Below are 20,512 nucleotides of genomic sequence, written 5' to 3' on the forward strand. Positions count from 1 at the left end.
ATTCAGATTGGGTTAAGATTTTAAATTCTAAAATCTACAATCTGAAATCTAAAATATTTACGGCAGCCACTTATTCTCGCCGAAATTTGGTTTTCTTTTTTCTAAGAAAGCATTTCTTCCTTCTTTAGCTTCTTCGGTCATGTATGCCAAACGTGTTGCTTCTCCTGCAAAAACCTGCTGACCAACCATACCGTCGTCTGTTAAGTTCATTGCAAATTTCAGCATTTTTATAGAGGTTGGAGATTTCTGAAGAATTTCCTGAGCCCATTCGTAAGCAGTATCTTCTAATTCATCATGCGGAATTACAGCATTTACCATTCCCATATCCATTGCTTCCTGAGCAGAATAGTTTCTTCCCAGAAAGAAAATTTCGCGTGCTTTTTTCTGCCCCACCATTTTAGCCAGATATGCCGATCCGTAACCGCCGTCAAAACTGGTTACATCTGCATCGGTTTGTTTAAAAATTGCGTGTTCTTTACTGGCAAGCGTCATATCGCAAACTACGTGTAAACTATGTCCGCCTCCAACTGCCCAGCCTGGAACTACTGCAATAACTACCTTTGGCATAAAGCGAATTAAACGCTGTACTTCAAGTATATTTAAACGATGTTGTCCGTCTTCACCCACATAGCCCTGATGACCGCGTGCATTTTGATCTCCCCCGCTGCAAAAAGAATATACACCGTCTTTTGTCGACGGACCTTCTGCAGAAAGCAATACTACTCCTATTGAAGTATCTTCCTGTGCATCATAAAAAGCCTGGTATAATTCTGAGGTAGTTTTAGGTCGGAATGCATTTCTTACATTTGGCCTGTTAAAAGCAATTCTTGCTACTCCGTTGCATTTTTTATAAGTTATATCTTCAAATTCGCGGGCTGTAATCCAATCCATTTCAATTTTATTTAAAATAATTATACGGTAAAAATAAAGCATTTTTACTATTTTACCTACTCAATTTGTCGTAAGTCTTTTACTAAAATGACTTCTAATGTTAACATTTAGGTTTTACTTACAAAAAATAACATTTTTTAACATTAGTTTCGAAAAATAATAATTAATTTTACACCCTAGAAATCAATGATATACAATTTAATTTCGATGATTTCTGATTGATTTTCTTTCACTGATTTATTAACCTAAAAAATGATTTTTTTGAGAAAATTTAAAAAATTTGTCGCTCATTTTTTTAGGGTTTTAAGTAACAAACCTCAATTAAAAGAGCAAATGATTTATGTGTTTGTCGAAACTGCAAAACGAAAATAGTAACACCTAAGGTTAAATGTTAGAATTGTATATATATTTAGTATATTAAGGATAACGAAAAAGGAAAAAGTACTAATTATACTTTCTAAAAGTTATTTATAAACCAATGGATTAGCCGTGAAATTTAATGTTTTGCTTCTAAAGATTAATACATTGATTGTTTAAAAGACAAACCGTCAATGGGGTGATCTCTAAAATTTATAAAGCTATTATCCTGAGATGGATTCGAATTATTTTATTTCTGTTTTTTTTTAATTACAATTTTTTTTAAAACTAGAATAAAAAGCGAAAGGCTGCTCCAAATGGGCAGCCTTTTGTGTTATAATAACTTAGAGTTTTTGAAAAAAAAAAAATACTCAATTCTGATTATGATTTAAAAGTTGAAAAATTCTTAATTTTCTTTTACCAGATAAATTCCGTCCTCTTTAATTTCAATTAATTTTTCTTTGTATAAAGTTCCAATTGCTTTTTTAAATGACTTTTTACTCATTTTCAACACCGTTTTAATATCTTCCGGATGAGAATTATCGTTTAAACGAAGGAAACCTCTGTTGGCTCTTAATTCGTTCAGAATTATTTCGGCATTTGGTTCAATACTTTCAAATCCCTGCACCTGTAATGCCACATCTATTTTATTGTCAGGACGAATATTTTTAATATAACCGCGCATTCTGTCACCGGTTCTGATCGCGTCATCATACACTTCATCTTTGTACAACAAGCCTTTATGGCGTTCATTTATTATAACATTGATTCCCATATCTGTAATATGAGAAACGATCAAATCGACTTCTTCTCCTTTTTCTACGGTCAGTTGGTCGTTATTTAAAAACTGATTTGTTTTACTGGACGCCACCAGACGATTGGTCTGTTTGTCCAGGTATAAATAAACAAGATAACGTTTTCCTTTTTCCATCGGACGGGCTTGTTCCTTAAACGGAACAAGAATATCTTTTTCCATTCCCCAGTCCATAAAAGCACCAACATTATTAATATAGTTTACTCTTAAAAGCGCAAATTCATTTAATAAAATATAGGGAACCAAGGTCGTTGCCACAGGGCGTTGTTCGTGATCCAAATAAACAAAAACAATTAGTTCTTCGCCAATTTCAAATTCTTTTGGCACATATTTGTTTGGAAGTAAAACATCGTGAATTCCTTCGGGATCATTTTCGGGATCTCCTAAAAACAAACCTACTTTGGTATCACGTAATATAATTAGGGTATTGTATTTTCCTATTTCTAGCATTCTGTATAAGTTTCTGAGCTGCAAAAGCAACTAAGTTTTAAAATGCAAAGGTACAAAGTTTGAGAATGGTATTCAGAATATTATTTTAACAAAATAAATATAATGCTTAAAAGCAAAAAAATCCCCTTACAAGCATGCAAAGGGAAATCTTTTTTTAAAGTAAAATGTTTATTTAAAAACACTTTCTTTTTTAAAATGCAGGGTCAGTAAATAATAAACTACCGCTCTGTATTTGTGTTTGTTAGACTTGCCATATTTTTCCATAACGGCATCAATTCCGGCAGTTAACTCAGGACCATCTTTTAAACCTAATTTCTTAATTAAGAAATTGTTTTTTACCGTATCTAATTCAGACTGTTGTGAGGAAGCCACCGTCGATGCATCATCATTATAGATTGCAGGACCACACGCAATAGTAACTTTAGTCAACAAATCTACATTTGCAGTAACGCCGCATTTTTCCTTTAAATCGGTCGTGTACTTTGTAATTAATTCTTCTCTCTTGCTCATACAATAAATTTAATGGTTATTATTTGAACCAAATTTAGAGCAAAGCAAAACGCTAAACAATTATTTTAACATTATTTTTCCTATAAATTATACAAGATGTTTAAAGTAGTTTTTCAAAATCCTGTCATTTTCGTGGGTCGGCGTAAAAACCTCTAATATTGCAGGTTCAACATCTGAGTTATACAAAGCTTCAATACTATTTTCTAATGAATTTACATCACTCGCTGTAAAATAATTTAAATGATACATTCTGGCAAGATGTTCTGCTGTAAGATTATGAGAAGTCTCAAAATAGGTGTTAAACACCGGTTTTTCTTCATGACCGGGCAAAATTCTAAAGATTCCCCCTCCTCCATTATTAATTAAAATAATTTTAAAGTTCTTCGGGATATAAGAATTCCACAAAGCGTTGCTGTCATACAGAAAACTTATATCTCCCGTTACAAAAATAGTTTGTTTGGCACTTCCCACAGCGGCCCCGATTGCTGTAGAGGTACTTCCGTCGATTCCACTTGTTCCCCGATTGCAGAATACCTCAATAGAATCGTCGATATCTATTAACTGTGCATAACGAATAGCAGAACTGTTACTGATTTGCAGCATACTATCTTTGGGAAGTGATTCGATTACTTTTTCAAAAACTTTAAAATCAGAAAATTCGATTTTACTCAAATATGATATTCTTCTTTCTAATCTGGTTTTGTAAACCGCATCTATATTTTTAAAATAATTACTTTTTACAAAAGAAGTTTTTGAAAGCAAGTCTTTAAAAAAATCATTCGGCTGCATTTCAAAATGTTTGGTTAGCGCACTAAACGTATCGTAAGCGCGTAACGTATCAATATGCCAATGGTGTTTTGGTTTGTATTTTCGCAAAAATCCTTTAATACTCTTTGAAACTACCATTCCTCCAAAAGTCACTAAAACTTCCGGATTAAATTCTTTAAAATCAGAATCATCAAAAGGTGTTATTAAAGTATCTATTGAATTGATGAAAGTGGTATGATGCAGATTAGAAGTCGTCTCAGTCAATACAACTACAGACGGATCTGCAGCTAAATTGTCGATTATTTCCTGATCGATTAAATTGGTCTGATTAACTCCCACCAAGATCAGTTTTCGCTTGGCGGTATTCCATACGGAAACAAATTCTTCGCTGTTATCTATTTTCTGAACCGTTTCCTCCAGTTGCAAATCTGTAATTTTTGGGTGTACAGAAAGTGTCTCTGTTGTCTCGTATAAAGGTTCTTCAAAAGGCGCATTAATATGAACAGGACCTTTCTTAAGAATTGCCGTTTCAATCGCCAGATTAATTTTTAAATCATTTTCTTCCGATGCATCCTCTGTCAGATTTGCATTGAAAACGGAATGATTAGCGAAAACATTCTCCTGACGGATGGTTTGTCCGTCGCCTATATCAATTTTACTTTGCGGACGATCGGCAGAAATTACAATAAGCGGAATCTGACTGTAAAAAGCTTCGGCTACAGCCGGATAATAATTCAATAAAGCGGATCCGGATGTGCACACCAGAGCTGTCGGTTTTTGGGTCTGCTGTGCAATGCCAAGAGCAAAAAATGCAGCACAACGTTCGTCTGCAATACTGTAACATTTAAAATTAGGATTTTGAGCAAAACCGATGGTTAACGGTGCATTTCTTGATCCTGGAGAAATAATGATATTAATAATGCCTTTGGCAGATAAAATTTCGATAATGCTTTGTGCAAGCGCTATTTTGGGGTAAATCATTCCGGTCGTTTATTACTTTTTCTAAAGAAAACCTGCTTGTTGGCTGATTCTTTATTTGCTTACAAAGTTACAAACTTCGCAGTTGATTTAGATTATAATTAGGAATATATTAAGGGTGTTTACCGAAAAACGAAATATATTTGTAAAATCGAATATTAATAAAATGCCGGATCTGATATGCGTTTTTCCCTTATCTTTTTTTTATCAATAGCTTTTCAGACTTTAACTTCTCAAAATCAATTTGCTCCAGTTGATGTGCCATACAAATTGGCTTTAGAAAATGCTAAAAAACAAGATAAACCTGTTTTTGTTATGCTGTACGCAGATTGGTGTCCGCATTGTAATATAATGAAAGCTGAAGTTTTGAGCGATCCTGCTGTTATTGATTTTCTGAATAAAAATTTTGTCTGTACGTATAAGAACATCGAAAAAGAAGAAGGAATTGCTTTAAAAAATCAATTTGGTACTAAATCTCTTCCCTCCTTTCTGTTTCTGGACAGCGACGAAAATTTAATTTATATTTTGAAGGGCGAGTGGAAAAAAGCTGACTTTATAAAAGAACTTCATTATGCTTTGAATCCTAAAATGCAGTTGCCTTATCTGGAAAAAGGATTTTTGGCTGACCCATCCAATTCAGATAAATTTTTCACTTATCTGAATACTTTAAAAAAGGGAAAAGACAGAATTGATTTATCTCCTGCAACTCATACTTATTTAAACACACAATCTGATGCACAACTGGTTAGCGAGTTAAACTGGCGGGTAATTGCAAATGGCGTTACCGATATTAAATCACGGGAGTTTCAATATGTTTTGCAACATCAAAAAGAATTTTCAGCTGTGGCTTCTCAAAATCGTGTAGACCGCAAAATTGAAAGTATTGTCAATGAGCTGCTTCGACCTTTGGTTGACAATTTAGATACTATAAACTATTATAAGCAACGAGAAGTTGCCAAATCCATCAGATTGCAGAAGACAGATTCTTTGGTTTTTAAATTTGATTTAACTTTGGCTGAAAGAACAGAAAACTGGAATTTTTATAAAAAAGTTACACTTCAGGATACGGAGAAATTAGTCTGGAATGATCCGGTTTTTCTAAAAGAGATTGGAAATACCTATTTCAAACATATTAATGATAGTGAGAGTTTAAAAAAAGCAATTTTTTGGGTCACTCATTCCATAGAATTAAATGATGCGTATGACGGAAATCTGCTTTTAGGCAAACTTTATAATAAGATAAAAGATAAGAAGAAAGCTTTAGAATATACCAAAAGGGCAAAAGTCATCGCAAAAGAAATGGGATGGGATGCTAAAGAAGCAGATCTTTTATTAACAGAATTAAATAAAAAATAACCACAATAATTACCAATGAGTATCATTTTAAGACCTGCTACAGCAGACGATTTGCAAAAAATACTTGAAATCGTCAATTATTCTATTTTGCATACCACTGCAAACTATAATTATGAAATTCAAACTATCGACGTACAAAAAAAATGGTTTGAGGATAAAACAGCCAAAAATCTTCCTGTAGTTGTGGCCGATTTAGATGGCGAAGTGGTTGGTTTTGGAAGTTACGGGCAATTTAGGGAAAAAATAGGTTATCAGTACACTGTTGAACATTCTGTGTATGTTGTTGATACGATAATAGGTAAAGGAATTGGCTCCAAGATATTAACCGAATTGATTCGTCTGGCAAAAGAACAAGGTTACCATGTTATGATTGGTGCGATCGATGCAGATAATGCCGGAAGTATCGCTTTTCACGAAAAATTCGGATTTGTTGCTGCAGGTACAATTCGTGAAGTGGGTTACAAATTTGATCACTGGCTGGATTTAGTTTTTATGCAGCTTATTTTGAGATAAAATTTAACCGCAAAGTTCACAAGAACTTTGCGGTTATAAAAAATATAAATTGAAATTAACTCTTAATCCAATTGATAACTTCAGGATCTGTAGGTAAGGTTCTAGGTTTAATCACTTTTTCTAATTCTCCTTTTTCGTTAATTAAATATTTTTGAAAGTTCCACTCTACTTCTGAATCCTGTAAACCATTTTTAGATTTTTGAGTCAGAAATTTATAAACTTCAGACATATCACTGCCTTTTACAGAAACTTTGTTCATCATCGGGAATGTAACTCCGTAATTTTGCTGGCAAAAAGTTTCGATTTCCTTATTTGTTCCAGGTTCCTGAGAAGCAAAATTATTTGCAGGAAAACCCACAATTACAAATCCTTTGTCCTTGTATTCTTTGTAAATAGCCTCAAGATCTTTGTACTGAGGTGTTAAACCACATTTTGAAGCAGTATTTACAATCATGATTTTTTTACCCTTTAAAGACGCAAAATCAAAAGTGTCTCCTGATAAATCTTCTACTTTAAACTGATAAATTGTTTCTTTTGCCATAACCTTATCTGTTTTAGATAATTTGTTCTTACTGGTCTGCGCTTGTAAATGTGTACCACACAAAAAAGCAGCTCCGAGCATTAAAAATAGTATTTTTTTCATCTTGTAATTTTTTATAAAATTAGCTAAATCCGTGTCATTAAAACTATTTAATATCCTTAATTTTTACTAATCAAAAGTTAAATAAAAAAAATGAAGCCTAACGTTAATCAGACGTTAGGCTTCTCCCCATACAAACAAATCAAACCATGAATTAATTATTATGCAATCTTTTAGAGTAATAACTTTATTAAATTATAGTTGATAACCCGGTTATGTTGAAAATTTCTTTAACCCCCAAATGCCCGGACGAACTTTATATATTTTCAAATGGCTTGTATATGTAATTGTATCCTGAACGTTCGCCCTGAGATATTAAAAAAATCTTCGTTTGGAAGTCCGGGTTTATCAACTATATCATACTTTATTGTAAAAAGAACTTATATTATTTTTTATCAATTGTAAATGATTAAGAATATCAAAACAAAAACAAGTAAAACGAAAAGCTTTAATATATTCATAACTTAGCATATTATGTCATTAAATAATTTTTATCACTTACTAAATAAAATCTTTATTGAGCAGCGCTGAGCGATAAAAAAGCTATTAATCCAACTGCCAATTTTTAATAATAAGTTAGTTCCTTATTCTTTTTTTTAATTCCGTTTCTTAATTACATTTACGTAACAGGATTATTTTTGGTTTTACAAAATGTAAAAAAAATCTATCTTTTTTTTAAACCCCTTATTTTTCTAGGGTTTAGACTGTTAAAAAAAATAAAATAAATCACAAAAAAATAAATTATCTTTATATCTGTTACTTAATTATGTTACAACTTCTAATATTTAAACTTAAAAATCCCAATCTATGAGTCAGGAAGAATTGTTAGTTTTAATTTATAAAAAGGACGAAAAGGCTTTTACACATCTATACGACATGTATTCTAAAAGTTTATTTTCTGTCATTCATGTCCTCATCAAAAATCGCGAAGAAGCAGAAGATGTACTTCAGGATGTTTTTGTTAAAATCTGGAAAAACATCGATTCTTATAACGAAAGTAAAGGCCGATTTTACACGTGGATCCTTAATATAGCGCGAAATACATCGATAGATAAACTTCGTTCTAAAAATTATAATAACAGCCAAAAAAACCTTTCTTCGGATAATTTCGTAAATCTGTTAGACGAGAGCAATAAATTAAGTCATAAAATAGACGCGATTGGAATTCAGGAATTCGTAAAGAAACTGAAACCAAAATGTATCGAAATAATTAATTTACTATTCTTTAAAGGATATACCCAACAAGAAGCTTCAGAAGAACTGGCGATGCCACTGGGAACTATCAAAACACAAAACAGAAACTGTATTAACGATTTACGTAATTATTTAAAAGTATAATGGAAGCACAAGAATATATAGAATCAGGAATTCTGGAGTTGTACGTGTATGGCTTGTTGAGCGAAAAAGAAAATCTTGAAATCGCTGAACTTGCAAAAAGCAACCCGGAAGTAGATCAGGAAATTATTTCGATAGAAAAAGCGATTATAGCTCTTTCGTCAAGCTTCTCTCCTTTCCATTCTGTGGAAAATTTTGAGAAAATTAAAGCCCGACTCGAACTTAAACACGGTAAAGTCTTTGAGATGCAACCAACCTCCAACTGGTCACAATATGTGGGCTGGGCGGCCGCAGTTTTATTATTACTTGGTTTGGGATATCAGACTTTAGAATTAACAAAAACAAAAGAAGCCATCTCTTCTGTTGGAACTGAGAAAAATAAAATTCAACGAGAGTATGCGTACTTAAGCCAGCAAAATAAAGAAACAGAGAAAAACTTAGGCATCGTAAGAGATATTAGAAATACGGGGGTAACTCTTGGAGGTCAGACCGTTTCTCCAAAATCATTTGCCAAAGTGTACTGGAATAAGGAAACTAAAACGACTTATATTGATGCTGCGGGTCTGCCAACACCTCCAAAAGGAATGGTATATCAGGTTTGGTCTTTAAAATTAAGTCCGGTTCTTACGCCAACAAGTATTGGTTTGCTGGATAATTTTGAACAAAATGAGCAAAGAATATTTGCAGTTAGTGAGACCGATTCTGCAGAGGCTTTTGGAATTACTCTTGAGCCGGCAGGTGGAAGCTTAACTCCAACAATGGAACAACTTTACACTCTCGGAAAAGTTTAAAAACAAAAAGATTTGATTAATCAAAAACGCATATTAAATTAATTTGATATGCGTTTTTTTATTATTTTTATTTAAATGAAAGACTAATTGTATGAAGAATGTTTACATGAAATGGCAGTTTTGCTGATACCTCTCACCCATTCTTACGATCATGTTTCCAGATGAACTCAAAATTTTAAAATCTAAATGTGATAAATGAAAATTATCTGTAAAAACTGTAAGCATGCATTTGAGGGAAATTTTTGTAACAAGTGTGGACAGACTTCCGAGACTCACAAAATAAATTTTCATTTTTTGTGGCATGATATTCAACATAGTTTATTGCATTTTGATGATGGAATTCCGTACTCCGTTAAACAATTATTTACCCGTCCAGGACATTCCATACGTGAATTTATTGAAGGAAAACGGGTCAGACATTTTAAACCGGTTTCTTTGGTAGTAGTTCTGGCAACTCTTTACGGAGTTTTGCATCATTTTTTTAACGTTCATTTGTATCAGAATATTTCAAATAATCTGACAATCGATATGGACAATTACAATGAATGGCTGACAACCCATTTCTCGTGGATAACCATTGCTACAATTCCACTGTTTACAATCGGAACTTATATTTGTTTTCGAAAGCAGGAATATAATTTTGTCGAATATTTTGTTTTAAATTCCTATAAAGCTTCACAGAGATTAGTGTTACACATCTTGGCATTTCCACTGTTTTATTACTTTAACGGAAGTTCTAAAACTAACAATATCAACGAAATTCTCTATATTTTTGATGTACTTTTGATGGTTTGGACTAATATTCAATTTTTTAATAAACTTTCACTCATTAAAACTCTATTACTGACACTGCTAAGTCACATGATTTTTCTTATGATGTTGATAGTAATTATAATAAGTTTTCTGGTCTTAAATGGTTTTAAAATTACTTAAAAATTATATCGAGGTTTTCAACAAAAAAAAGGTTCAATCTATAAGAATGAACCTTTTGGTGTGAATTAATAATTTATTACTTTAAATTATTTCTTTACTTTTTTTGTTTTGTAATATTTATGATATTTTGGATATGTTATGGCTCCAATTATTGAAATTACAATCAAAGAATACCAAATCCAGTTTAGCGAATGTGCTTCTCCGCTTGCATAAGAATGCAGACCCACTAAGTGGAAATTTACCCCGTAATACGTAAATAAAATAGAGATAAAACCAAACATACTCATTAGGTTGAAAATCCACTTTCCTCGCATTGCAGGCACAAAACGTGCGTGAATAATAAAGGCATACACCATAATAGAGATTAAAGCCCAGGTTTCTTTTGGATCCCATCCCCAGTAACGTCCCCAACTTTCGTTTGCCCATTGTCCTCCAAGGAAATTTCCAATGGTTAACATAATCAAACCTATCGTTAAAGCCATTTCATTGATGTAACTTACCTCTTTAATATGCAAGTCCATTTTGGCTTTGTTATTAGAATTAGTAAAGAAAATCAGCAGTAATGCTACAAAACCTAAAATCATTCCCAAAGCAAATGGACCATAACTTGCCACAATAACTGCTACGTGAATCATTAACCAGTAAGAGTTAAGAACCGGCTGTAAATTTGCAATTTCGGGATCGATCCAGTTCATATACGCTGCCATTAAGATCATTGCTGTCACGAAAGCAGATGAAGCAACAGTCAATTTTGATTTTCTGTCGAAAGCCAATCCGAAGAACATTGTCGCCCATGCCACATAGACAATCGATTCGTATGCATTACTCCAGGGTGCATGTCCCGAAATATACCAACGCGCAATTAATCCTAAGGTATGCATGGCAAACAATAACCCGACAATGACATGAAAAACATTCACGGTTACGCGAAGCCATTTTTTCTCAAAAAAGATATTGATTATTGTAAAAATAAGCATCAGGATTGAAGCTGTAATGTACCAATAAGGCAAAACTTTAAAAACATCGTATTTATTATAAGCAATCTCCGCATCAATTTTTTGCTCGCTTGGTCTTACTTTACTTCCAAATTTCTTTTGAAAACCATTTATACTTTCCACAAGATTATCAGCGGTATCAAAGTTTTTCTGGATAGATCCGTTGTTTAAAGCACTAAAGTATAAGGGCAGGATTTGTTTCACGTAAGTGGAATCCATTCCTTTAAAACCTGCAACATCGCGTTCTAAATAAGAAACCCATTTGTGATTTGGATCATTTGGAACCGGGAAAATTTTCAGAATGCTGCCGCTTAATGCAGATTCCATTAGGTTTACTTTTTTATCTGTTTCGATAAAATCTTTCTCAAACTGATTCGGATTTGCCGCTTTGTAAGCTGCATCTAAATAAGGAGATAATTTATAATTTCCCTGCTCATCAAAGAATTTTACAAAAGGAGCATATTTTGCTTCTTTATCAATTCCGATTATTTTACGAATACTGTCATTTCCTGACTTAATATAAATCAGCGGAATCTGAATCCAAACCTGAGCATATTGCGTCATAGAAAGGAAAACCTGATCTGAATTCATTCCGTTATATTTATCATCGTGACTAACTTTTCGAAGTAATTCAGATGAGAAAGTATTAATCGGTTTCATTCTTCCCCCGGCATCCTGAATAATCAGACGGCCAAATTTGGCTGCATGAGATTCCGGCGCTTTATAGATAGTCAGTAACGAATCTAATTGTCTCTGACTTGGCGGAGCTGTTACATGATTTGCGTGATCATTTGGATCTGCAGCATGGTTGTGATCGTGTCCGTGTGAATGAACATGAGGTGTTTGCTGTGCAAAACCACTCAAACTAATCATTAAAACTAAAATAGTAATTAGTTTTTCTTTTTTCTTTTGAATACCGTCTAATTTACGTTTCAAATCTGTAAAACGGGAATTCTTGGTAAACATAATCGCCATCAAACCAAAGAAAAGCATAAAATAACCCAAATATGTAATTGATGTTCCCCAGAAATCGTGATTAACAGAAAGTACTGTACCTTTTTCATCCGGATCAAATGAAGATTGGAAAAAACGGTATCCTTTATGATCTAAAACGTGATTCATATAAATGTCAGCATCAAAAGTTTCTGTTGAATCCTGCACGGTCACTTTGCTTTCAAAAGCAGAATAACTTTTTTCGGTACCAGGATATTTCGTAGCAATGAAATCATTCAGTTTTATTTTAAAAGGCAAAACATAAGCTTTACTTCCAAAAAACAATGAATAATCTTTATTGCCAATTTTAACTGTTTTAGGTTCTCCAACATTTCCTTTAGAGCCAAAAAGAGTTACTTCTTTTTCCTGACCATCCGCTTTTACTTTAACAATTAAGGCATCAGTATGGTTTTTAGCCTTGTAATCTGTACTTTCCTTATAGTCTATTTTTCCTTTCATAGCAGGATCCGGAAATACGATTCGTATGTCACCAATACTATATAAGGAACGCATCATAAGAGGCTGTACATTATCTTTCGTAACGGTTCCTTTTAGCTTATCGGCCATTCGCATAAATTCACCTTCAAACGGAGTCTGAATTGTATATTGTTCGCCGGTAGTATTGATATTTATGGCACCAGCAGTGGGTTTGTTCAAAGCAAATAAAACGTTGTGAATGTTCTGAACTTCACCTTCTTTTAAGTAATGTTCTTCACGGCCGCCTGCTCCAGCTTCAACCATTTTAAGATATAAAGTTCCGTTTGGGTCTGGCTTAACCATTTCTACAGCTCCAAAGATGTATTTTGAATATGTAATTTCAAAAGGAGCGTTATCAAAATTGTCAGTAATTGTAAAATCATTGTTTCTTACCGGAGATAATAATAAGCTTTTCTCGACAGTTTTGCGTTTCATTTCACCTTTATATTCACCATCAACCATTGCGGTCAAAAACATTTTATCTGAATAAATACGGTTCTCCGCTTCTCCTTCGCGGATAGGCATCATTCCTTCATAACTAACATAACGGGTAATAAATGCACCTAACAGAATAAAAACAAAAGCAATATGAAGTAATAGAGTTGCCCATTTTTCTTTCTTGTGTAACTGGTATCTTTTTATATTTCCGAAGAAATTCAGCATGAAGATCAACATAATTGCTTCAAACCACCACGTATTATAAATGTCTATTCTGGCAGTGTCGGTATTGTATTTACTTTCGATAAAAGTTCCAACACCCATCGCAATTGCAAATGTTAAAAAAAGAATGGCCATTAATCGTGTAGAAAAGAGAACAGAAAGCAAAAATGAAACTAATTTTTTACCCATTTTTTAAGGAATTACATTATGTTTAAAGTGCGACAAAAGTACTTAAAAATGTTGATTGGAGGACTTTGGCTTTTGTTAATAAAAACCAAAAATAAATACGAAATTTTAAACCAATTGATAATGCAGAAAGTTTAAACCTACAAAAAACAAATTTCTATTTATCTTCTCTTTATGGAATTAGAAAATTTAAATTTTACGACCATCAAATAATAAGAGATAGTCTTTAAGTATAAGAAATAAGATTCAATTCTGTAAAATCTCAGCTAATACTTTACCTATCTTGAATTCATTAAAAAATAATACTAATTTTGCGAATATGATTCAGATAACTATAATAGGTTCCGGCAATGTTGCACAACACTTAATAAATGCTTTTTCTGCAAGTAAGATTGTTGAGATCAAACAAGTTTTTTCAAGAAAGAAAGAAACTTTATATCATTTGATTGAACCACAAAAAATCGTAACAGATTTTAACGAATTACAAACTGCTGATCTACATATAATTGCAGTGTCAGATAATGCTATAAGCGAAGTATCTTCTGCACTGCCTTTTAACAATCAACTGGTTGTTCACACTTCAGGAACTTCTTCCATAGAGGTTTTGGATCAGAAAAACCGAAGAGGCGTATTTTACCCGTTACAGACTTTCTCTAAGAATAAGGAACTTGATTTTTCGGATATTCCGTTTTGTCTCGAAGCAGAAAACACAGCAGATTACAAAATTTTGGAAAGTATTGTAAAAAGCGTATCTACAGCCCTTTATTCCATAAGTTCAGAGCAAAGAAAAGCACTGCACGTTGCGGCTGTCTTTGTCAATAATTTTACGAATCATCTCTATCAGATCGGACAGGAAATCTGCGAAGAAAATCAGCTTCCGTTTGAAATCTTAAAACCACTGATACTGGAAACTGCCGATAAAATGAAAACTTTATCTCCTTTAGAAGCGCAAACAGGTCCGGCCAAACGCCACGATAACGTGACAACAGATGCGCATCTGGCTTTTATACAAAATGAAAATCAAAAAAATATTTATAAAATTCTAACACAATCTATACAAGATAATGGCAAAAAGTTATAAGGAAATAATGAATGACATCACCACGTTTGTTTTTGATGTCGACGGCGTACTAACGGACAGTTCTGTTTTGGTAACCAACGAAGGCGAAATGCTGAGAACCATGAATATTCGTGACGGTTATGCAATGAAAGCAGCAATTGAAAGTGGTTATAATGTATGTGTTATTTCTGGCGGAAGCAACGAAGGCGTTCGTATTCGCCTCCAAAATCTTGGTATAAAAGATATTCACTTAGGGAGTCCCGATAAGGTAAAAACTTTTAATGAATATACAAATAGTAATGCTATTAAGCATGAGAATGTTTTGTACATGGGCGATGATATCCCCGATTTTCATGTAATGAAGTTAGTCGGACTGCCTACATGTCCGCAGGATGCAAGTCCCGAAATTAAAAATATTTGCCGCTACATTTCGCACGTAAAAGGCGGACGCGGCGCGGCAAGAGATGTTATTGAACAGGTAATGAAAGTCCAGGGGAAATGGATGGAGTATTTTAATGGACAAAATGATTAATGATTTAATTAAAATTCACTGTTGAAAAAAACTTAGCACCTCAGAATCTTACAACTTAGCCTCTTAAAAAAAATGAAATTCCTAAAACTCATTCGCTATCAAAATTTATTAATGCTGGCATTTATGCAGCTTCTTTTCCGGTATGCATTTTTAAAACAGCAAAATGTTCCGCTGGCATTGTCTGACTGGCAATATGGATTATTGGTATTAAGCACCGTTTTACTGGCCGCGGCCGGGTATGTGATAAATAATATTTATGATGTAGGAACCGACAGCATCAATAAACCTAATGATGTGGTTGTGGGTAAAGGAATTACCGAAACTGCCGCTTATAATATTTATATTGGTTTAAATGTTTCAGGTGTTGCACTTGGTTTCCTTTTGTCCAATATTATTTTAAGACCAACATTTGCATCACTATTTATTTTAATAGCTTCTCTATTGTATTTTTATGCTACCACACTAAAGCAGATTATGATTTTAGGCAATTTTGTTGTGGCATTACTTTTAGCGGCAAGCGTTTTAATTATTGGAGTTTTTGATCTTTTTCCGGCCACGACCGGCGAAAATCAGGCACAAATGGCAAGTCTGTTTTCTATTTTAACCGACTATGCCCTCTTTGCGTTTATGATTAATTTTATTCGTGAGATTATAAAAGATATCGAAGATGTAAATGGCGATTATAATATGGGAATGAATACGCTTCCTGTTGCAATAGGAATCAACAGAGCCGCAAAAATCGCCTTGGGTTTTGCTGTGGTGGCCTTTATTGCAGCAGCTCTTTACAGTAATATGTATTTTATGCAGAATAAATTATACATTACTATATTGTATGCATTTGCGACCGTTTTAGCGCCACTATTGTATTTTATTGTGAAAATATTCACCGCTAAGACTCAAAAAGATTTTCATCATTTGAGTACTGTTTTAAAACTTATTTTATTCTTCGGCATTTTATCCATTCTGGTTATTGCTTTAAATATCAAATACAATGCTTAGAGAAAAATTAAAAAAATATAAAATCATTTTGGCTTCGGGTTCTCCGCGCAGGCAGCAGTTTTTTAAGGATTTAGATCTTGATTTTGAAATTCGTTTAAAAGATATTGAAGAAATTTATCCACCAGAGCTTAAAGCGGTTGAAATTACTGATTATCTTGCTGAACTTAAAGCAAACGCATTTGATGGTGAATTGAAAGAAAATGAGATTTTGGTGACCAGCGATACAATTGTCTGGCATCAGGGCAAAGCTTTAGGCAAACCAAAAAATGCTGAAGAAGCTTTTGCCATGATTAAATCCATGTCGAATACTACGCATGAAGTGTTTACATCTGTATGTTTTAAAACCAGCTCTGCTTCTACCATCATAAATGATGTTACAAAAGTTACTTTTAATGACTTATCTGATGAAGCCATTTTGTATTACATCGAAAATTACAAACCTTACGATAAAGCGGGCGCTTATGGAATTCAGGAATGGTTTGGTTTTATGGCAGTTGCAAAAGTAGAAGGCTCTTATACCAATGTTATGGGACTTCCCACAGCAAAAGTTTATGAATTTTTGAGTACATTAGTGTAAATTTATTTTTATGTTTTCTTTTAAAGAATATAGCCGCGAAATAGTAGCCACCATCATTCTCCTCGGAGTTCTGATTGTGCTGCGAATGGTGATTGCAAATTTAGTGAGACGTTTTGCCGCTACAAGTCATTTGTTTGAACATCGTACCAATCTGGTCATCAAGTATATTAATATTTTTATGAATATACTGGTTACCACAACGCTAATTGTGATCTGGGGTGTCGAAACTAAAGATATTTTTATAACCGTTTCCTCTATCGCGACTGTAATTGGTGTGGCCATGTTTGCACAATGGTCTATTTTGAGCAATATTACTTCGGGAATGATTTTGTTTTTTTCATTTCCTTTCAGAATTGGCGATACAATCAAAATACACGATAAAGATTTTCCAATTGAAGCTGAAATTGAAGATATTAATACATTCCACGTCAGTCTGAAAACCAAAGAAGGAGAAAAAATAATTTTTCCAAATAACTTATTATTGCAAAAAGGAATTTCAATAATTACAGCAAAATTTGACGATAAAGAATTTTTTGACTAATTATAATGGGAATTTTATAACGGCCGGGAAAAAAGCTGGAACATAAAAAAGCAAATAATGTGTAATATTTGTTTTATAAATCAGCTTAATCCAATATATAATGACCAGGCCAATAACTCTACCATTTTATGCAAAACTTTCCTTTATTCTTGTAACTTTAATTTGCTTTGCATTTATCTTCTGCACAGGAAAAGATATTCTTACTCCTGTTTTAATGGCATTTTTATTTGCCGTTTTACTTTTGCCAATTTTTACTTTTTTGCACACAAAGCTTAAGTTTCCAAGGCATTTGGCGGGAATTGTCTGTATGGCAATTTTTCTTTCTTTTATTATCGGAATTTTAGTTTTTATCTCTTATCAGGTTACCTACATGGCAAATGATTTTGATACTATAAGAAAAAATGCCAACTCCTTTATCATTCAGATCCATAAGTTTATAAGAGAAAATTTTCAGATTAGTATTGGCGAACAGAAAAAATATCTGGAGACCGTGACTAATGACTCTGTTAAAAGTGGTCAGGCAAAGTTGGGATCTTTTATAGTTTCTATAAGCGATGTTCTTTTGGACAGCACTATTATTATTATCTATACCTTTCTGTTTTTAATTTATAAAGAGCATTTTAAACTTTTTTTGGCGAAATTAATTAATAAAGAAAATCATGCAACCCTGGTAGATATTCTTTCACAAATAAAAGTTTCCATAAACAATTATATTGTCAGTTTAATAATTGAAATGATTGTTGTTGCCGTTCTGACAAGTCTTGGACTATGGATTATCGGAATTAAATATTTTATTTTATTAGGTTTAATAACGGGAATTTTAAATTTGATTCCGTATATCGGAATTGCAATTGCAGGTATAATCACACTGGTGGCTTCTCTAACAGGTTCTGCAGAAATGTCAATGATACTGGGAATTTTAATTGTCAATGTAATTGTGCAGTTAATAGATAACAATCTTCTTGTTCCGCTAATAATCAATTCTAAGGTAGAAATCAACGCCTTTGTTTCGATTATGGGAATTATTGTCGGAGGCGCCGCCGCGGGAATATCGGGTATGTTTTTAGCAATCCCGCTTCTGGCTATTTTAAAAATTATTTTTGACCGAATTGATTCTCTTTCCCCGTGGGGTTATCTAATGGGAAATCATGTCCCAAGAAAATTTACCTGGAGAAAAAGAAAAGTCGCAACAGAAAATTAAAATAAGCGTTTACTTCTATAACACTTTTTAATTATTCGTTCTATTCAAAAATATTTTAAAATTATCTGAAGAAAAATACCAAATGTCTTTATATAAAAAAATACTGCTTTTTATTTTGTTTTGCTTTTGTATACAAAGTGGATTCTCGCAGGTTGATAAAGCTAAAAAAGAACCTAAAACTCAAAAAGATTCTACAGAAATTTATAATAAAATTAGAAATTATTCTAAGAAAAATAAATTTACGCAGACCATGCATAAACTTTTTTTCAGATCTAAAAAATCAAAAAAGAAAAAAGAATTGCTTGTTCCTATTGATTCTACAAGATATGACGGAAAAATAATCCGTAGAATAAACATTATAACAATGGATCCCTTTGGTCATTCTGTTTCAGATACGGCTCAGGCACCAAAAAACTGGGGAGAAAGAACCGGTAACCGTCTACATCTCAAAACCAAGAAAATTGCAATTTATAATCTATTGCTTTTTAAGAGAAATCAGCCTTATAATACTTATAAAATTCTCGAATCCGAACGTTTGATTCGTGCCCAAAGGTATGTTACAGCTGTCCGTATTTCAAATCAGACTGTAGGAGCTGCTTCAGATTCTGTTGATGTTACGATTCGCGTTCTAGATTCCTGGAGTACGATCCCTAGATTCTCCATTTCCAGCAACAAGGTTTCTGTGGGTTTTAAGGAAAAAGACTTTTTCGGGTCCGGACAACAGCTGGAGTATCGATTTACGAATCGTTTCGATGACGGTAGAAATGCAAATGAGGCGACTTATACAATTCCAAATATAAAAAATACCTATATAGGTACTGTTTTGCATTATAAAATGGATTTAGATAAAAATTACATCAAAAGTATTGATATTGAACGTGATTTTTATTCTCCTTTAACCAAATGGGCCGGCGGATTATATGTTGATGAGTATTATCGTCGCGATACGCTTCAGGCTCCAGATCTTGCTTATGCCTATCAGTCCGTTAAATACGCGTCTCAGGATGCATGGGCAGGAAGGGCTTTTAAAGTTTTTGAAGATCCGCACAAAGCGATTACCAACCTTATTGTTACGGGTCGGTTTATGAATAAAAATTTTAGCGAGACGCCAAGTGATATATACGATCCGGATCATTATTATTCTGATGAAAAACTGATTTTAACCGGTATCGGACTTAATACGCGAAAGTTTATTCAGGACCGTTACATTTTTAGAATCGGACAAACAGAAGACGTTGCCACAGGAAGAATCTACGGATTAACATTTGGTTACCAGTACAAGAATAAGTACTGGAGACCTTATGCAGGCGCCCAATATTCTTTTGGAAACTATTATCGTCTTGGTTTTTTAAGTATGAATTTTGAGGCCGGGACTTTCTTCCATCAGTCAAAAACCTATCAGACTACGTTTTCTTTTGAGGCAAATTACTTTACAAAGTTATACACTATAGGAAATTGGAAATTAAGACAATTTGTTAATCCGAAAGTGGTTGTTGGTGCAAATCGTGATAATATAATTGGAGATGAGCTCAATATAAACGACTTAAACGGAATTGCCGGATTTAACAGTGCGGTTTACGGTACCAGTAAAGCGGTTCTTTCGCTTCAGACACAAACCTACTCCCCTCATGAATTGTGGGGATTTCGTCTAAACCCATTTTTTAATTATTCGATAGCTGTTTTAGGAAGTCCGGAAGTGGGTATGACTAAAAGCAAGCCATATTCGAAAATTACTATCGGTTTGGTGGTTAGTAATGACTATTTGGTTTTTAGTTCCTTTCAGCTCTCCCTATCCTATTATCCAAGTATTCCTCTGCAGGGAGACAATGTATTTAAAACTAATACTTTTGAAACGACAGATTACAGAATGCAGAATTTTGAACTGGCCAAACCAAGAATTGTAGATTACAGATAATTTTTTATTTTTATTTTTTTTAAATATTACAAATAGTAAA

General features: G+C 33.3%; 18 protein-coding genes. 12 read left to right on the plus strand and 6 right to left on the minus strand.

Going from position 1 to position 20,512, the window contains the following annotated elements:
• Positions 1-57: 57 nt before the first annotated feature.
• From ABEB31_RS21190 to menD, 4 genes are all read right to left on the minus strand, one after another.
• Positions 58-891, minus strand: coding sequence for a 1,4-dihydroxy-2-naphthoyl-CoA synthase (locus ABEB31_RS21190; protein ID WP_035681238.1), 834 nt, complete (start codon positions 889-891; stop codon positions 58-60).
• Between the two features lie 763 nt (positions 892-1,654).
• Complete coding sequence (locus ABEB31_RS21195; protein WP_347053662.1) at positions 1,655-2,512, minus strand: CvfB family protein; 858 nt, start codon at positions 2,510-2,512, stop codon at positions 1,655-1,657.
• Between the two features lie 168 nt (positions 2,513-2,680).
• Complete coding sequence (locus ABEB31_RS21200; RefSeq protein ID WP_347053663.1) at positions 2,681-3,022, minus strand: DUF2853 family protein; 342 nt, start codon at positions 3,020-3,022, stop codon at positions 2,681-2,683.
• A gap of 87 nt (positions 3,023-3,109) precedes the next feature.
• Positions 3,110-4,771 (minus strand): 2-succinyl-5-enolpyruvyl-6-hydroxy-3-cyclohexene-1-carboxylic-acid synthase, encoded by a 1,662-nt coding sequence (gene menD / locus ABEB31_RS21205; protein WP_347053664.1) that lies wholly within the window; start codon positions 4,769-4,771, stop codon positions 3,110-3,112.
• A 177-nt stretch (positions 4,772-4,948) separates the two neighbouring features.
• Between menD and ABEB31_RS21210 the strand changes: the two genes are divergently transcribed.
• Together ABEB31_RS21210 and ABEB31_RS21215 are read left to right on the plus strand one after the other, a co-directional pair.
• Entirely contained in the window at positions 4,949-6,124 is a 1,176-nt protein-coding gene (locus ABEB31_RS21210; RefSeq protein ID WP_347053665.1) for a thioredoxin family protein, read from the plus strand.
• 15 nt (positions 6,125-6,139) lie between these two features.
• A complete protein-coding gene (locus ABEB31_RS21215; RefSeq protein WP_347053666.1) occupies positions 6,140-6,637 on the plus strand; it encodes a GNAT family N-acetyltransferase in 498 nt (165 codons plus the stop codon).
• A 55-nt stretch (positions 6,638-6,692) separates the two neighbouring features.
• On the opposite strand, the gene ABEB31_RS21220 is transcribed toward ABEB31_RS21215, so the two are convergent.
• Positions 6,693-7,280 (minus strand): glutathione peroxidase, encoded by a 588-nt coding sequence (locus ABEB31_RS21220; protein WP_347053667.1) that lies wholly within the window; start codon positions 7,278-7,280, stop codon positions 6,693-6,695.
• Positions 7,281-8,084: 804 nt separating this feature from the next.
• Here ABEB31_RS21220 and ABEB31_RS21225 point away from each other — a divergent pair.
• The 3 genes from ABEB31_RS21225 to ABEB31_RS21235 all read left to right on the plus strand — a co-directional run bounded on the left by ABEB31_RS21225 (position 8,085) and on the right by ABEB31_RS21235 (position 10,336).
• Entirely contained in the window at positions 8,085-8,615 is a 531-nt protein-coding gene (locus ABEB31_RS21225) for an RNA polymerase sigma factor (protein ID WP_347053668.1), read from the plus strand.
• Positions 8,615-9,403 (plus strand): anti-sigma factor, encoded by a 789-nt coding sequence (locus ABEB31_RS21230; protein ID WP_347053669.1) that lies wholly within the window; start codon positions 8,615-8,617, stop codon positions 9,401-9,403. Before ABEB31_RS21225 ends, ABEB31_RS21230 begins: the two co-directional genes overlap by 1 nt.
• A gap of 294 nt (positions 9,404-9,697) precedes the next feature.
• The gene (locus ABEB31_RS21235; RefSeq protein WP_347053670.1) at positions 9,698-10,336 is read left to right on the plus strand and encodes a DUF3667 domain-containing protein; all 639 of its coding nucleotides are present in this window, start codon (positions 9,698-9,700) and stop codon (positions 10,334-10,336) included.
• 86 nt (positions 10,337-10,422) lie between these two features.
• Here the strand turns inward: ABEB31_RS21235 and ABEB31_RS21240 are convergent, their stop codons facing one another.
• A complete protein-coding gene (locus ABEB31_RS21240) occupies positions 10,423-13,650 on the minus strand; it encodes a cytochrome c biogenesis protein CcsA (protein WP_347053671.1) in 3,228 nt (1,075 codons plus the stop codon).
• A gap of 316 nt (positions 13,651-13,966) precedes the next feature.
• On the opposite strand from ABEB31_RS21240, the gene ABEB31_RS21245 reads away from it, so the two are divergent.
• The 7 genes from ABEB31_RS21245 (at position 13,967) to ABEB31_RS21275 (ending at position 20,472) form a co-directional block, all read left to right on the plus strand.
• Complete coding sequence (locus ABEB31_RS21245; RefSeq protein ID WP_347053672.1) at positions 13,967-14,728, plus strand: Rossmann-like and DUF2520 domain-containing protein; 762 nt, start codon at positions 13,967-13,969, stop codon at positions 14,726-14,728.
• The gene (locus ABEB31_RS21250; protein ID WP_347053673.1) at positions 14,712-15,239 is read left to right on the plus strand and encodes a KdsC family phosphatase; all 528 of its coding nucleotides are present in this window, start codon (positions 14,712-14,714) and stop codon (positions 15,237-15,239) included. Before ABEB31_RS21245 ends, ABEB31_RS21250 begins: the two co-directional genes overlap by 17 nt.
• A 72-nt stretch (positions 15,240-15,311) precedes the next feature.
• Positions 15,312-16,238, plus strand: a complete 927-nt coding sequence (locus tag ABEB31_RS21255) for a geranylgeranylglycerol-phosphate geranylgeranyltransferase (RefSeq protein ID WP_347053674.1) — start codon at positions 15,312-15,314, stop codon at positions 16,236-16,238.
• The gene (locus tag ABEB31_RS21260) at positions 16,231-16,815 is read left to right on the plus strand and encodes a Maf-like protein (protein WP_347053675.1); all 585 of its coding nucleotides are present in this window, start codon (positions 16,231-16,233) and stop codon (positions 16,813-16,815) included. Before ABEB31_RS21255 ends, ABEB31_RS21260 begins: the two co-directional genes overlap by 8 nt.
• Positions 16,816-16,825: 10 nt before the next feature.
• Complete coding sequence (locus ABEB31_RS21265) at positions 16,826-17,356, plus strand: mechanosensitive ion channel domain-containing protein (RefSeq protein WP_347053676.1); 531 nt, start codon at positions 16,826-16,828, stop codon at positions 17,354-17,356.
• A gap of 100 nt (positions 17,357-17,456) precedes the next feature.
• Entirely contained in the window at positions 17,457-18,557 is a 1,101-nt protein-coding gene (locus tag ABEB31_RS21270; RefSeq protein ID WP_347053677.1) for an AI-2E family transporter, read from the plus strand.
• An 82-nt stretch (positions 18,558-18,639) separates the two neighbouring features.
• Positions 18,640-20,472: a hypothetical protein gene (locus ABEB31_RS21275; protein WP_347053678.1), complete on the plus strand. Its 1,833-nt coding sequence runs from the start codon at positions 18,640-18,642 to the stop codon at positions 20,470-20,472.
• Positions 20,473-20,512 lie beyond the last annotated feature (40 nt).

It is taken from the genome of Flavobacterium olei, from assembly GCF_039749035.1.
Taxonomy (GTDB): domain Bacteria; phylum Bacteroidota; class Bacteroidia; order Flavobacteriales; family Flavobacteriaceae; genus Flavobacterium; species Flavobacterium olei.

Bases quoted from the DNA above. Each gene is read 5' to 3' on its own strand.
- ABEB31_RS21260 (WP_347053675.1), top strand. From the start codon at position 16,231: ATGCTTAGAGAAAAATTAAAAAAATATAAAATCATTTTGGCTTCGGGT.
- ABEB31_RS21255 (WP_347053674.1), top strand. From the start codon at position 15,312: ATGAAATTCCTAAAACTCATTCGCTATCAAAATTTATTAATGCTGGCA.
- ABEB31_RS21240 (WP_347053671.1), bottom strand. From the start codon at position 13,650: ATGGGTAAAAAATTAGTTTCATTTTTGCTTTCTGTTCTCTTTTCTACA.
- ABEB31_RS21210 (WP_347053665.1), top strand. From the start codon at position 4,949: ATGCGTTTTTCCCTTATCTTTTTTTTATCAATAGCTTTTCAGACTTTA.
- ABEB31_RS21230 (WP_347053669.1), top strand. From the start codon at position 8,615: ATGGAAGCACAAGAATATATAGAATCAGGAATTCTGGAGTTGTACGTG.
- ABEB31_RS21275 (WP_347053678.1), top strand. From the start codon at position 18,640: ATGTCTTTATATAAAAAAATACTGCTTTTTATTTTGTTTTGCTTTTGT.
- ABEB31_RS21200 (WP_347053663.1), bottom strand. From the start codon at position 3,022: ATGAGCAAGAGAGAAGAATTAATTACAAAGTACACGACCGATTTAAAG.
- ABEB31_RS21250 (WP_347053673.1), top strand. From the start codon at position 14,712: ATGGCAAAAAGTTATAAGGAAATAATGAATGACATCACCACGTTTGTT.
- ABEB31_RS21215 (WP_347053666.1), top strand. From the start codon at position 6,140: ATGAGTATCATTTTAAGACCTGCTACAGCAGACGATTTGCAAAAAATA.
- ABEB31_RS21225 (WP_347053668.1), top strand. From the start codon at position 8,085: ATGAGTCAGGAAGAATTGTTAGTTTTAATTTATAAAAAGGACGAAAAG.
- ABEB31_RS21220 (WP_347053667.1), bottom strand. From the start codon at position 7,280: ATGAAAAAAATACTATTTTTAATGCTCGGAGCTGCTTTTTTGTGTGGT.
- menD (WP_347053664.1), bottom strand. From the start codon at position 4,771: ATGATTTACCCCAAAATAGCGCTTGCACAAAGCATTATCGAAATTTTA.
- ABEB31_RS21245 (WP_347053672.1), top strand. From the start codon at position 13,967: ATGATTCAGATAACTATAATAGGTTCCGGCAATGTTGCACAACACTTA.
- ABEB31_RS21195 (WP_347053662.1), bottom strand. From the start codon at position 2,512: ATGCTAGAAATAGGAAAATACAATACCCTAATTATATTACGTGATACC.
- ABEB31_RS21265 (WP_347053676.1), top strand. From the start codon at position 16,826: ATGTTTTCTTTTAAAGAATATAGCCGCGAAATAGTAGCCACCATCATT.
- ABEB31_RS21270 (WP_347053677.1), top strand. From the start codon at position 17,457: ATGACCAGGCCAATAACTCTACCATTTTATGCAAAACTTTCCTTTATT.
- ABEB31_RS21190 (WP_035681238.1), bottom strand. From the start codon at position 891: ATGGATTGGATTACAGCCCGCGAATTTGAAGATATAACTTATAAAAAA.